At 64.8% G+C, this 12516-nt stretch carries 17 protein-coding genes; 15 read left to right on the forward strand and 2 right to left on the reverse strand.

Annotated features, from left to right (window positions below; genetic code table 11):
- Positions 1-159: 159 nt before the first annotated feature.
- The 10 genes from LH20_RS21925 to LH20_RS21970 all read left to right on the forward strand — a co-directional run bounded on the left by LH20_RS21925 (position 160) and on the right by LH20_RS21970 (position 5029).
- A complete protein-coding gene (locus LH20_RS21925; protein ID WP_053556497.1) occupies positions 160-702 on the forward strand; it encodes a hypothetical protein in 543 nt (180 codons plus the stop codon).
- 195 nt (positions 703-897) lie between these two features.
- A complete protein-coding gene (locus LH20_RS21930) occupies positions 898-1152 on the forward strand; it encodes a hypothetical protein (RefSeq protein WP_053556498.1) in 255 nt (84 codons plus the stop codon).
- A 218-nt stretch (positions 1153-1370) separates the two neighbouring features.
- Positions 1371-1826, forward strand: a complete 456-nt coding sequence (locus tag LH20_RS21935) for a DUF736 domain-containing protein (protein ID WP_053556499.1) — start codon at positions 1371-1373, stop codon at positions 1824-1826.
- Between the two features lie 126 nt (positions 1827-1952).
- Entirely contained in the window at positions 1953-2201 is a 249-nt protein-coding gene (locus LH20_RS21940) for a hypothetical protein (protein ID WP_053556500.1), read from the forward strand.
- Positions 2202-2254: 53 nt separating this feature from the next.
- A complete protein-coding gene (locus tag LH20_RS21945) occupies positions 2255-2563 on the forward strand; it encodes a type II toxin-antitoxin system prevent-host-death family antitoxin (RefSeq protein WP_083455638.1) in 309 nt (102 codons plus the stop codon).
- Entirely contained in the window at positions 2544-2948 is a 405-nt protein-coding gene (locus LH20_RS21950) for a hypothetical protein (RefSeq protein ID WP_053556502.1), read from the forward strand. The genes LH20_RS21945 and LH20_RS21950 overlap by 20 nt, the downstream gene beginning before the upstream one ends.
- A 512-nt stretch (positions 2949-3460) precedes the next feature.
- The gene (locus tag LH20_RS21955) at positions 3461-3790 is read left to right on the forward strand and encodes a single-stranded DNA-binding protein (protein WP_053556503.1); all 330 of its coding nucleotides are present in this window, start codon (positions 3461-3463) and stop codon (positions 3788-3790) included.
- A gap of 53 nt (positions 3791-3843) precedes the next feature.
- Entirely contained in the window at positions 3844-4110 is a 267-nt protein-coding gene (locus LH20_RS21960; RefSeq protein WP_053556504.1) for a hypothetical protein, read from the forward strand.
- 20 nt (positions 4111-4130) lie between these two features.
- A complete protein-coding gene (locus LH20_RS21965) occupies positions 4131-4580 on the forward strand; it encodes a hypothetical protein (protein ID WP_144423758.1) in 450 nt (149 codons plus the stop codon).
- Between the two features lie 260 nt (positions 4581-4840).
- Positions 4841-5029, forward strand: a complete 189-nt coding sequence (locus LH20_RS21970) for a hypothetical protein (protein WP_053556506.1) — start codon at positions 4841-4843, stop codon at positions 5027-5029.
- Between the two features lie 326 nt (positions 5030-5355).
- Here LH20_RS21970 and LH20_RS21975 read toward each other — a convergent pair whose 3' ends face one another.
- Complete coding sequence (locus LH20_RS21975; RefSeq protein WP_235527239.1) at positions 5356-5760, reverse strand: hypothetical protein; 405 nt, start codon at positions 5758-5760, stop codon at positions 5356-5358.
- Between the two features lie 554 nt (positions 5761-6314).
- Here LH20_RS21975 and LH20_RS21980 point away from each other — a divergent pair.
- The 3 genes from LH20_RS21980 to LH20_RS21990 all read left to right on the forward strand — a co-directional run bounded on the left by LH20_RS21980 (position 6315) and on the right by LH20_RS21990 (position 8905).
- Positions 6315-7292: a DUF2493 domain-containing protein gene (locus tag LH20_RS21980; RefSeq protein ID WP_053556508.1), complete on the forward strand. Its 978-nt coding sequence runs from the start codon at positions 6315-6317 to the stop codon at positions 7290-7292.
- Positions 7293-7765: 473 nt separating this feature from the next.
- Entirely contained in the window at positions 7766-8323 is a 558-nt protein-coding gene (locus LH20_RS21985) for a hypothetical protein (RefSeq protein WP_053556509.1), read from the forward strand.
- A gap of 357 nt (positions 8324-8680) precedes the next feature.
- Positions 8681-8905 (forward strand): hypothetical protein, encoded by a 225-nt coding sequence (locus LH20_RS21990; protein ID WP_053556510.1) that lies wholly within the window; start codon positions 8681-8683, stop codon positions 8903-8905.
- 109 nt (positions 8906-9014) lie between these two features.
- Here the strand turns inward: LH20_RS21990 and LH20_RS21995 are convergent, their stop codons facing one another.
- Positions 9015-9230 carry a hypothetical protein gene (locus tag LH20_RS21995; RefSeq protein ID WP_053556511.1) on the reverse strand — a complete coding sequence of 72 codons (216 nt, stop codon included), beginning with the start codon at positions 9228-9230 and terminating at the stop codon, positions 9015-9017.
- Between the two features lie 542 nt (positions 9231-9772).
- On the opposite strand from LH20_RS21995, the gene LH20_RS22000 reads away from it, so the two are divergent.
- Both LH20_RS22000 and LH20_RS22005 read left to right on the forward strand, forming a co-directional pair.
- A complete protein-coding gene (locus LH20_RS22000) occupies positions 9773-10063 on the forward strand; it encodes a ribbon-helix-helix protein, CopG family (protein WP_053556512.1) in 291 nt (96 codons plus the stop codon).
- Between the two features lie 226 nt (positions 10064-10289).
- On the forward strand, positions 10290-12515 hold the full coding sequence (locus LH20_RS22005; RefSeq protein WP_442800471.1) for a type IV secretion system DNA-binding domain-containing protein: 2226 nt from the start codon (positions 10290-10292) through the stop codon (positions 12513-12515).
- The last annotated feature ends 1 nt before the right edge of the window (position 12516 follow it).

The following is a 12516-nucleotide window of genomic DNA, read 5'->3' on the forward strand; positions in this document are numbered from 1 at the left end:
GGCAGATTGCTCCGGAACGGATGCAATAGCTCACAAGCGACAAGTAAACCGCCGCAAGCGACTGGATTGCCTCGCTTTGAGACAATCTGTTCGCAGTCGCACAAGGACTCTTGTCAATCGTGAATTTGTTCTGAACATACAGATCGAAAGGATACGGCAATGCACCGGGTCCACCACTTCGCTTCCTCCGCGGCGGCGCTGTCCGCGCTCCGCGACAATCAGGTTGAACCCCAAGACGTGCTTCTCGTCACAGACGAATGCGTCGTGGCAACGGCGGGGCCTACACCCTTCGCCGTGACTGTCGAGGCCGGGAGCTTCGCCGTCCTCGACGATGCTGCGGCCGACGACAACGGGATGATCGCCGGGGTACCGATGGACACCGTCGTCAAGGCCGTCGACGAAGCCGTTCGGCATTACATGCCGCTCGCCGATCCGTTCGTGCCTTACGCAACGCTTCCGCTGCGGTCGTCGGGATGTGCGCTCGCGCACAGCTTCACCTTCGACGAGATCCTGCTGGTCGCCGAAGCGATCAACCATCGGGCCCGCAGGTTTGCGGAGAAGCTCGCACAGTCTCCGGATGACCATGTCGCACGGTCGGTCTGGATCGCCAGCACCGCCCAGCTGGAGACGGCACGCCACAAGTTGCTCGAGGGCAGCTTCGGTCCAGGGGTGGGGGAGGGCTCACCGGCACTCCCAGCGTGACGCGCGGACCCGGCGTCGGTCAAGGATCGGCGGTCCCCCCAATTTTCACGTCGCGGTCTCTTGCGAGCCCGCCGCCTTAGAAAATCGGTTCCCCCACCGCCCGCCATGCGGCGCGACGGGCTGCGCCCGATCGCGTCCCTGACCTCCTGGTCCCGCGCGTCCTGCCGGAACCCTCGTCAGATCAAGGAGGTTACCATGACGAACATGCCAATCGACTTCTTCCGCGCGCTGCGTTCTGCTAAGATCAGTGCAGACGAAGCCCAGAAGGTGGTCGAAAGTCTCGAAGGACACATCGCCGTGAAGATCAGCGAAGCCAATGCCAGCCTCGTCGGCGAACTGAAATCCATGCGCAAGGACATGGGCACACTTCGGTGGCTGCAGGTTACCGCGATCTCGCTCAGCGTCATTGCTGGAACCATCGGGGGCTACGCCGCCGCGATCATCAAGTGATCCAAGGGGGCTTCGGCCCCCTTTTTTGTTCGTCCTCTTCGATCAGCCCTGACAACTCCTGAACTGCCCCAAGGCAGACCCGTCGCCGCGCGAGACGCGCGGACGCCGGACGGGCGCGCGAGGCGCGCCCTGCTCGGCCTGAAGAGGCCGAGGAGAGGAGTGGGATTGAGAGAGGTGTCGAAGACAGGGTGTCCGAGACGCCAACCAGGAGAACTACCATGAACATCGGTTCCATCAAGCAGAACGACAACGGCATCTACATGGGCCGCATCTCGACCCTCGCCGTGGCGATGACGATCGCGCTCCGCCCGGTGAACAGCCCAAACCCGAAGGCGCCGCGCTTCGAGGTCCACGCGCTCGGCCCCAACCGCAACTGGGTGCAGGTCGGCGCGCTCTTCGAGCTCCACTCGAACAACACCGGCGAAGCGTTCCTCAACGGCCGCATCGACGACCCGTCGCTGGCTGCGCCGCTGCAGGTCTCGTGCTTCCGCCAGGACGACGGCAGCTACAACGTGGTCTGGTCGCGCCCGACCCGTCGCCGCGACGTCTCGCAGCAGCTGGCCGCGAAGACGGACGAGCTGCCGCCCTTCGGCGACGACGCCGGCGACGCCGGTGACACCAGCGGCGCTCCCGCCGACGGCCTCGGCGAATCCACCGCCGAATTCGCCGGCTGACCTCCCCGGTGTGGGCGGGACCGCTCCCCGCCCGCCTGCACCCCCTCGGGGTCCGTCTCTCCCCCCGGAGACGGACCCCTTTCTTTTGCCTGCGCGGCATTACGCCGCCCCACGAAAGGACAAGCCATGGCCGACAACTCGCATTCCATCAGCGTCACCGACGTGATCGGAATTCCCGCTACCGCGACGATCGCACATTCGCCGAACGGCAACATCTGCGGGCTTCGCCTGGCCGATGGCCGGCTCGTCCGACCGTGGATCACTTGGGAGATCGAGGACGCCGGCGAGAACCACCGCGAGCTCGATCACGACGATCTGCTCGCGCTCGGCTTTCAGCCGACGCTCGAGACGGCGATCGCCATCGACCCCGCTTAATGGAACTTGCGATTATGGGAATAGTTGCTATTTTTACTCGGAAGGAGTCGGACATGGCCGCAGCGCGCCCCCTCGAGAGACATGAGCATATCCCGCTCACGCGTTTCCACAACAACACAGGCGAGTTCCTCGACCTGTCGACGCGCACCCCGGTCATCCTGACCAGTCACGGCCGCGAGCGACATGTCATCACCGACATCGAGTATTTCCGGCATCTGGAGGCCGCTGCTAGCGGGACGCTCCTTGCGGCAATGGATCTGACCCCTGTTCGGGCGTCGAACCTCGACCCGGACCAGCGCGCGGCGATCGAAGCCTCCCGGCCCACCGCAGACGAGATCGCCAATGACAAGTGGAACGATTGACCTCCCGAAGGTCGGTCACGTTCTCCGCTACGTCTATCTCTTCGCCAACGAACAGAAAGCCGGTCGCGACGAAGGCGTGAAGGAACGCTTCGTGGTGGTCATCGCGATCGACGGCAAGCGGTACAGCGTCGCGGCGATCACGACCAAGGGCGAGGGCAGGGCCAACGCCTTGCCTTTGCCAGCGCCAGTCGCCACCGCCGGCGGCGTTGCACCAAACAGCAGCGTCGTGACCGACGAGATCAACATCTTCTCCTGGCCCGGATTCGACATACGACCCCTGATGAAGGGGAAGGGCTTCGTTGCAGGCCGCTTCCCGCCAGCCTTCACTAACAGCCTGCAGAGCGCGATACTCAGCGCCCCACACGAGCGGGTCGACCGCGACTGACCGTCGCCAGGCGACAGGTCTAACAGTCAACCTGATCGCATCGTAGTGATTGCCCGCGCTGCGCACGGGCAGGGACGCACCCTTCGGACGCGCCGGACGCCTGCAGCAGTAGCGCCAGCGGGGCGCGACCAGCAGGTTCCGTGGACCGGCTCCCAGGCGGGCCGCTCCGTCATGGTCTGCGCCCAGCATCACTCGATCGGAGGCGCGCTGCAGCCCCGTTGGCGCCGATGCAGATCTCGGGGCCGCGGCGCGGCCGAGACAGTCGGCTGCCCGTTATTCGGTGCCGATCTCCTCGGCGTCAGCGGGTTCGCTCGCTCGGGTTCACTGTCACCTGCGGACCACCACGAACAGCTGCAACCCCTTTAGCAGGGCCGTGTTGCCGCTTCGCGGCTGCCCGCACCACCCCAGCGAAAGGGGTTTCCCTGCGCTTCGCTCCGGTGCCGCTGCCCGCGGTGCCCCGCTCATCGGTGACACCCGGCGGACGACCCGCTGGACAGCCAAGGAGGCACCCGATGAACAACGTCAACCTGGTCGGCCGTCTGAGCCGCGACCCCGAGACCCGCAACGGCAACACCACCGTCACCACCATCTTCGTCGCCACCGATCGGCCGAAGCTGCGGGACGGCAAGACCTACAAGGACGAGAGCGGCTACACCGCCAAGGAAACCGAGTTCCACAAGGTCACCTGCTTCAACGGTCTCGCCACCGCCGTCGCCAACAACCGCAACAAGGGCGACCTGGTCGCGGTCGAAGGCCGCCTCCACTACACCCGCTGGCAGGACGCCGACGGCAACGACCGCTACGGCTGCGAGATCATCGCGGACCGCATCGACTTCTACTGACCCCCGACGGGCGGCGCTTCGGCGCCGCCCGCTTCGTTTCAGGAGCACCGCACATGCCGCATACCGACCTCTTCGACGATCGCGACATTGCCCGCGCGACCCGCAAGCTCGCTGCCCTGCAGCGCCACGCCGAACGGCGCGATCGGTTTCTCGACGCGCTCGATTTCGACGCGCTCGACCCGCAAACGCAGCGCGAGATCTGCATGGAGGATCACCACCTCGCGGAACAGATCAGCTTCGGGCCGATCTACCTCTACCACCTCGAGACGCTCGAGGCGCAGCGCGCCGCGATCGCCGCCAGCATACCGCTGGCGGCATGATCGCCTCCCGCGTCAGGCGCGTGTTAACCCACGCCCTCAACCAAATCGCACCGGTCTCGGGTTATCCTGGGCGCATGCTCGCGCTGCTGCGTAAGACCCCGGCCCATAACGGTTTCCCGTTCACCCAGGAGCGGCGCGACCTCATGGAGCGCGCCCGCGAGCAGCTGACCCTCCTCGGGTTCGCCCCTTGCAAGATCGGCGGTATGCCAGGCTTCCGTTACCAATTGCCTGCCGGATATATTGAGGTTTGCTCGACGATCCACACCGACGGGACCACCATGCGGGTCAGCTGGATGGTGACCCTATACCGGCACTCGACCCGGGGCTGGTCCGAAATGCGGACGATCGGCGAAGACCTCGACGCACTCGGGCCGAGCTGCCACACAGCCGTGCTGTCGCTCCTGCGGCCGAACGACGACGATACCGCCTACCGCCCGCGTCGCGGGCGGTACCGCGCTCTACTCCGCTAGGCTCCTCGCGACCCTGGCTACGCTAGGGCCGACTTCGTCGCCAAGCTCCACCGAGCCCCAGCGGGTCTCGGCCCTGCCGGGTCACGATCGACTGGCGGGCAGGGGTGCCTCTTCACACAAGCCCCATCGTGCCACGCGCATCCCGCTATGCGTCAAGGATCCTGCGGCCCGCTGCGCGGCGCCGGCACGCCGGCGTCCCTGACCCGCGTTCCGCGCGCGCCCCTCCGAGCTGTCGATCACGACACAACGGAGGTTAACCTATGTCAGTCTTCAAATCATACGATCGCGCGGTTGCTCATGCCGAAGCCGAAGCCGTCGCCTGGGAAAGCGACATGCACATCGTCGCTGGCGCAAACGAGACGTTCGCCGTCGTCGACGAATTCGACCTGACGCCCGAACAGGACAACGCGATCGTCGACACGATCTTCTTCGAAGATACGGCCGACTGATGCCCGGGGGCGGCGCTTCGGCGCCGTCCCCTTTTTTTGCTGCAAGGCTGCAAGGCGGCGCGCATCGCGCTGCGCGCTGCGCCGCATGACGAGCGGGGCGCTGCGGTCTCGCTTCGGCCTACGGCCTGACGGCCTTCAGCCGAGGCTCGGCGCTTTGGCCCGCCCCGCGGGCGCTCGGTCCCGCCTCGGGGCGCGGCTCGGCCGCGGGCACGGCCGCCGACAGATGCCGGCGCCTCGGCCCGCGACAGTCGCCGCCAGTGCCCCGGGCTCCTGCGGGCGCCGACCTTTCGCTGAGCGCGCCGCGCTTCTGCGAAGCGCCGCGCGGCTCACCAGATCACGCGATAACCGTCTTTCGGTTTCAGAGGGTGCGACTTGGGCGGTGTTTTGGAGGGGCCCGATTTTGGTTTGCCACGAGGGCGCGTAACAATTTCGACCAGCCACAGCTCTTCCCCGCGCTGCTCGAACCGCACGAAGCAAACCTGCTTGCACTCCTTTCCGGCCAGATTGACGTTACCGATCTTGGATTTCGCCGTCGTCTTCACCTCGACCGACACCTGATTCCATACCAGGTCGTATTCGTCGAAAATGTGACTTGCGTGCGTCGCCTTCAGCTCGTGCGCTGCATAGATCTCGCCCAGCGCACCCAAGAACTGACTGGCCAGCTTCGCTGGCCGATTTTCCGCGACGGCCGCGCGCAATTCCGCGCGCGCAGCTGCGTGCCCGTTCAGCACGAGAAGGCAGGGGTGTTGTTGGGTCGACGCCGGCATGATCGGCAAAATAGCCAGACAAAGTGAGGGATTGGTTACGCATCCCGCCTTGGGGCGGGACCGCGCTCTGTTGCGCTAGGTTCGTCGTGCCCTGGCTGCGCCTGGGCCTCCTCACCAAGCTCCACCGAGCCCCTGCGGGTCTCGGCCCTTCGGGTAACGATCGACTTGCGCGACGCCGGGCGTCCTCGCTGGTCCATAGCAGGCGCTTTGCGCCTGCCGGACTGCGCTCAGTCCACCCGGCGCACCCGCCATAAAACAATTATCTCTCTCTCTGATTTGGAAGCATGGCACGCCGGATTGGCGGGCCTCAAGGATCGGTGGTTCCCCCAATTTTCACGCGGCCGACCCTGCAGGCCGACCACGAGAAAATCGGCTCCCCCACCGCCCGCTTCGCGGCGTTAACCGGGGTCCGGCCCAAGGGCCGGCTTCCCGGTTAACGTCCCTGACCCCCTGATCAGCGGCGTGCCGACAAGGACACCTCATCGATGACGATGAGGACATCAACCTTGGAGGCTACCATGAACAAGTTCACCGATTTCACCGCTCTCGCCGCTTTCCTCGAAGAGGCACGCGACCAGGGCATCGACACCTCGAACGAGTACTCCAGCAGCTTCATCGAAGAATCCGAGATGGCCAAGCTCAGCGTCGTGTCCGAACCCGAGAAGGCGGACATGCCCGACCCGTTCCAGGTCGAAGCAGCCGTCGACCTAATGATGCGCACGATGTTCGACGTGCTGCGCGACACCCGGATGGAGGAGTTCGCCAAGGATCTCGCGTGGGGCTTCTGCAACAGCTTCCACATGGTGGCGAAGCGTCTCGAAGGACGCGAGGATGACGCCGCCCGCAAGCTGGGTGAACTCGCGCGCACCTTCGACCCCTCAGAGATCTACGCGAACGAACTCGAGGACACGCAGCTGCTCTGCCAGACCCTCGAGGGATGCCGCGCCGCGATGGAGTGCATGCGCGACCACGCCGCCGAGATCTACCGCGTCGAAACGGGTCAGCCGTTCTCCACCGTGAAGGGCAGCCGGGTCTCCACCAAGCTCAGCGCTTCGATGATCGACGCGCGTGACTACCTCGCAAGCCGCGCACGGACCCGCCGCGAACAATTCGCGCCCGAAGGCCCCGTCGTCGCATTCTCCGGAGGTCAGGAGTGGCACGACCACGAACTGCTCTGGGACCGCCTCGACCAGATCGCCAAGCGCATCCCCGAGATGGTCCTCGCAACGACCGCGCAGGCCAAGGGCTGCGACGCCATCGCCACCGCGTGGGCAGCATCGCGCGGCATCAAGGTGGTGCAGTTCAAACTCGACCGCAGCCAGGGAAACCGCGCCGCCTTCGTCCGCAACGACCGCATCGTGAACCTCAAGCCGGTCGAAGCGATCGTCTGCGAAGGCTCGGGCATCCAGTCCAACTTCGCCCAGAAGCTGCGCGCCGCCGGCGTTCCGCTTCACATCTTCCGCCGCGCCCAGCAGCGCTCTGCAGCCGCAGCGTGACGCCCTCGGGAGGAGGCTCCGGGAGACCGGAGCTTCCTCCCTTTTTTTTGCCTCGCTCGACGTGCGCCCCGGGGGCATCGAACCCCCGGGTCGCACCCGGGACTGATCGCACCGCGATCGGGATGACGCTACGCCCGCTGCACGGCTCGCCGGACGGCCCTGCGGCCGTCTCGGCATCGCCAGCAGCGTCCGCGCCAAAGACGCCCCTCATGGCTCGCCAGGACGCCCCTGCGGGCGTCTCCGGCTTCGCCCGCCGCGTGCCTGGTCGGCACGATTGCGATCGCTCACACCGTCCCGGCTCGCTTGCCCGCATGCAGCCCTCACGGGCTGCGCGGGCCTGCGCCTCGCCGGTCCCGGCACCCATGCGGAGCGCAACATCCCACATGCGTCCCCCCGGCGCCTGCCGCCTTCGGCGACGGCCCGGGGAGAGAGGCGAGGGGGATCGGAAGAGTGAACCATTCGGGAGTTCCGAGATGATCACCTTCACCGTTCGATCCGATGCCGAATTGCGCGCCAAACCGGCCGTCGTGACCGCTCGCCAGCTGGCCGCTTTCCGCGCATTCGCGCGTCAGCATGGCCAGCTGGTCGACGTCTATGACGACGATGACTTCGGCTATCTCGCCTACGGCTTCGAAGCCCGCGTCTGCCCGTGGTCCTGGGCGACGATAGCCGGCCTGTTCGGGGACAGCGAAGCCGTCATCGCCGTCGTCGAGGAAGCGCAGTTCGAAGGGCTCAACGTGCGCTTCTGGAAGGACGAGGAGTCGGCATCGATCATGATGGGCGTGTCCACCACTCCGGACGGCACCACCGAAATGCAACTGTCGAACGCCAACGCCTACGCACTGCTGGCGGCGATCGGCGCACAGCGCGACGCGACGGGCGAGATCGACCTTGCAGACCTAACGTCCGCGATCACGGATCCCGCGACGCGGCGTTACCTCGAGCGCGAGGGCATGGACACCTACCTCGGACAGCTGGACGCAATGGCGTCGCAGCGTTCGCGAAACGGGAAACGTCTGGTCTGGGCCTAGCCTCCTCCCAGATCGGGCGTCCGGGGGCGTCGGCGGTGCCGGCGCCCCCTTCCATTTGCCCGAAAGGCTCAAGGCTCTGGCGGCACCGTTGCGCCCTCCAAGGAACCAAGGGCTCTCACACATGACTTCCCATTCTGACATCCGCCAGGCAGGCGGCGTCAAGGATCGGCGGTACCCCCAATTTTGACGGCCCGGGCCACTCCGCTTCGCTACGCTACGCTCCGGACCCGAACCGTCAAAATCGGCTCCCCCACCGCCCGCTTCGCGGCGCACGGGCTGCGCCCGCACGTCCCTGACCCCGCCTGCTGCCGAACGTCCCTCATGACCCTGTCAATTTCGACAATCATGGAGGCAAACATGACCCTGCAGCTTCACTACACCGGCACGAACAATTCCGCTTACCTCGACGCTCTCGAAATTGCCGAACGACGCGCTCCGCACAGCTACTTCAACCAGCACATCATTGCCGAGCGAGACGACCGCTTCATCGCGATCGACGAGGGCGACTACAACGCCCTCCCGGCACATCTCGCAAGCCGGGTCATCCACACCATCCCGGGCGGCATGCACGACGAGTTCTGAAACGACAGGGGAGGGGCCGCGCGCCCCTCTCTTTTTGCTTGCTAGGCCAAACGGACACGAGGGGCATCGAACCCCTCGCGTCCGTGTCGTGGCGCAGTCCTGTTGTCGATCAGGCGAGGCGCTTGATCGTCTCGTCCAGACCAAGCGCTTTCATGCGCTTCAGGATCGTGTCCAGCTGGTCCTCGCTGGCCTTCATCAGGACGCTCTTTCCGATCAGCTTCTGACGCTCGGATTGCTCGCGTTCCTGCAACCTTTTCCGGCGCTCGGCCAACTTCGATTCCTCGGCCTCGATTGCCTTGCGCTCGCTCTCAAGTGATCCCGCCATTCTCGTCTCTTTCGTGCTTCGTTTTTGGGTGCCTCCGAGCAAACCTTTAGCCGCCTCCCAACGCACATGGAAGCGCCGGGAACTAGCCATGCCGGAAGAGGCATGGGCGACCCAGTTATGTCCGACGGGAAAGGGGGCGCGTGCCTGGCCTTCGGCTAGGGCACGCTCGGGTAAGGGATCGCTTCGCTTTCCCCTTGGACGGTCCGGGACTATTGCGCACGGCGCAGCCCCAACCGGATTCTGGCACCCCTATCGAACGACCAGCGACCCAGGAGCAGCAACCACGTCAGCAGTCCCTATAGATTTGCACACCCTATGCGGCGACCGCACTAGTTAACCCGTTGATAACATGGAGATACTACGTCTGTAATCTCGTCATACAGGTGTAGTCGCGGCCTCAGTTTGCCGCTACAAGACTGATATTTCACGATTTTCGGCAGACGACAATCGGAATACAGTTTCAATCTTCACACCCTGACAGCCTTGCGCTAAAAGGACACTGCGAAACCCCCACCAGCCAGTCCTGAAGACAGGGACTGGTGATGATCGACAAGTCCAAGGTAATCAGCCTCAGGCTGACCGAACAAGAAACTGCTGCGCTCGACAGCGCCGCGCGGAGTTTGGGAACAACCCGCGCTGAAGTCATCCGAACAGCGCTTCGCATAGGCGTCCCATTCGCCGTTGCTTCCCATGGTATAAATGCCCCACGGCTCGTCATGTGCCTCGAACGCATGCAGGCTGCGCTGGACGTTATTGTCCACCGGGAACACGCTGACGCGGCCCCTCAACTGAACACCATTGCCGAGCAACGCATGGCTGAATTCCATGCGTAGGGACGACATCCGTTTCAACGGCAAAGCGGCCACCATCGAGCATCATTCCGCACGCGGACGCGTGACTCGAAACGCGGGCAATTTCACTCGTGGATCGCAGCTCGTCACGCACGAGTTCTGGATGTGGTTTGCAGGGGTCAGCATCCCCCTCAAGATCTACGGCCTGGTGCTCGCCCTGTGCCTCACCGTCTTCATCCTGTTCGGGCTCGCCGAGTTCGAATTCCAGATGATCCTCATGCGCCTCTACTCGACGCTCTGGACCTACCTCGGGTTCGACCCGCAGAAGATCGTTCACCTGACCCTTCCGGGGCGAACGATCCGCGCGATGCCGATCGGCTACGTGCCCTTCAATCCCTTAGTCAACGCGGCCTGGCAAACCATGATGCGCATCCTGTTCGCATCACTCGTGATGAGCGCCTTTATCACCGCGCCGCTGACCATGTGGTACGTCGATTTCTCGCGCAAGCGGGGCAAGGCGATCTTGCAGGAACGGCATGAACGCGGGGCCATGCTTGTCACGCGCGACATCCTCCAAAACGAGGTGCGCGCGCACAACAACAACCGCTTCGCCTACGAGTGTCAGAACCTATCTCCGCCGATGCTCCCGAAAGACGTGGTCATCCTGAATCGCGCGTCGAAAAGAGCGCTGGGCATTCACCAGCCCTACAAGATCGCCGGGATCGCCTATCCGTGGCGCCTCGAGCAGTCGCACACGATGTTGATCGGCACGACCGGCGCAGGCAAGACCACGCAGCTTCGCAGCATCGTCAAGCAGCTGCGCGAGCGCGGGCAAAGCGCGGTTATCTTCGATCTCACCGGCGCTTTCGTCGAGAGTTTCTACAACCCCGAAACCGACGTCATCCTTAACCCCATGGACCAGCGCTGCCGGCCCTGGACCATCTTCAACGACTGCGACATCTACGCTGATTTTCTATCGGCCGCGACCGCGCTCATCCCCTCCGATCCCGGTGACAAGGAGCCATTCTGGCAGCTCGCAGCGCGGACGCTATTCGTCGAAATCTGCATCAAGCTGAAAGCGGACGGCGAGACCTCGAACGCGGCGATCGCGCACCACCTCATGACTGCCGAGCTGAAGCGAATCCACGCCAAGCTCGAAGACACCGTTGCGGCCCCGCTGACGACCGAGAAAGCGGCGCGCATGGCGGAATCGATCCGCTCGGTCTTCAACACCAACGGCAATGTCCTGCGGTTCCTGCCCGACCCGGTCGAGGGCGGTGCGCAGGGTTTCTCGATCACCGACTGGATGACGCAGGAACATGCCCCCGGGTCGATCATGTTCATCACGTCGAACCACACCGACCTGACGCTCACGCGTCCGCTCCTGACCCTCTGGATGGACCTTGCCGTCAACAGCCTGATGCGCCTGCCCCGCACCCGCGACTTGCGCACTTGGTTCCTGTTCGACGAGGTACATGCGCTGCACGCACTGCCGGCGATCGAGCATGGCCTGCAGACTGCACGCAACTTCGGCGGCGCGTTCGTGCTTGGCATCCACTCGTTCGACAAGCTGGTCGAGACCTATGGCGAGCAGGGCGCGGTCAGCTTGACTGGCCTTGCGCGCACCAAGCTGATCCTCGCCACGGCCGACTATCGATCCGCCGAGCGCTGCGCGGAATTCATCGGCAACCGCGAGGTCCGGCAGATGGATGAGGCCTACAGCTACGGCTACAACAACACCCGCGACGCCTCGACCCTCACACCGCGCAAGATGATCGAGCCGCTCGTCATTCCGGACGACATCACGAACCTGCCGTCGATGCACGGGTTCATCAAGTTTCCCGACGGCTTCCCCGCGGCAAGGATCAAACTGCAGTGGCAGGACTATCCGCAGGTCGCCGAAGGCTTTCTCCGGGTCACCAAGATGGAACCGACGCCCTACGTGCCGCCCAAGGCCAAGGCGCCTGCGGCGCCGAAACGCGCGGAAGAGGGAGGGGAAGGTGGTCGCGAGCATACGCCGCTCACCGGACCGGAGGACGAGCAGGAAATCGAGCGCACGGAACCCGGCGAGGAGGTCAAACATCAGGACGGCCGCTCGGAAGCCGAGCTGGCGGCCGAGGCGATCGTGGTGCGCGGCGATCTTGGCGCAGTCGTCAACGACATCGAGCGCGCACCCGCCCCCGCCCAGGACCAGTCACCCCACGTAGCGGAAGGCAGAGAGGTGACCGCGGGCGCAAAACCGGTGGGGGGCGCATCGGTCTTTAGTGTCGGCGCGCTCACCGCCAAGACGGATGAGCTTGAGATGGCTCGTACCAAGGCAACGCAGGCGCTGACCGAACGTCGACATGGCCCGGACGCGAGAGACCGGGGCGAAGAGCAGATCCTGCGCGAGACGCGCGAAGGTGCCGGCGTCGCCCCGATCCATCCGCACCATCATCACCATCGTGAAGACCCCGCCGTAGAGGCGGAGCTCGATGACGGCATGGAGATGTGAC

The organism is Sphingopyxis sp. 113P3 (genome assembly GCF_001278035.1).
Classification (GTDB): domain Bacteria; phylum Pseudomonadota; class Alphaproteobacteria; order Sphingomonadales; family Sphingomonadaceae; genus Sphingopyxis.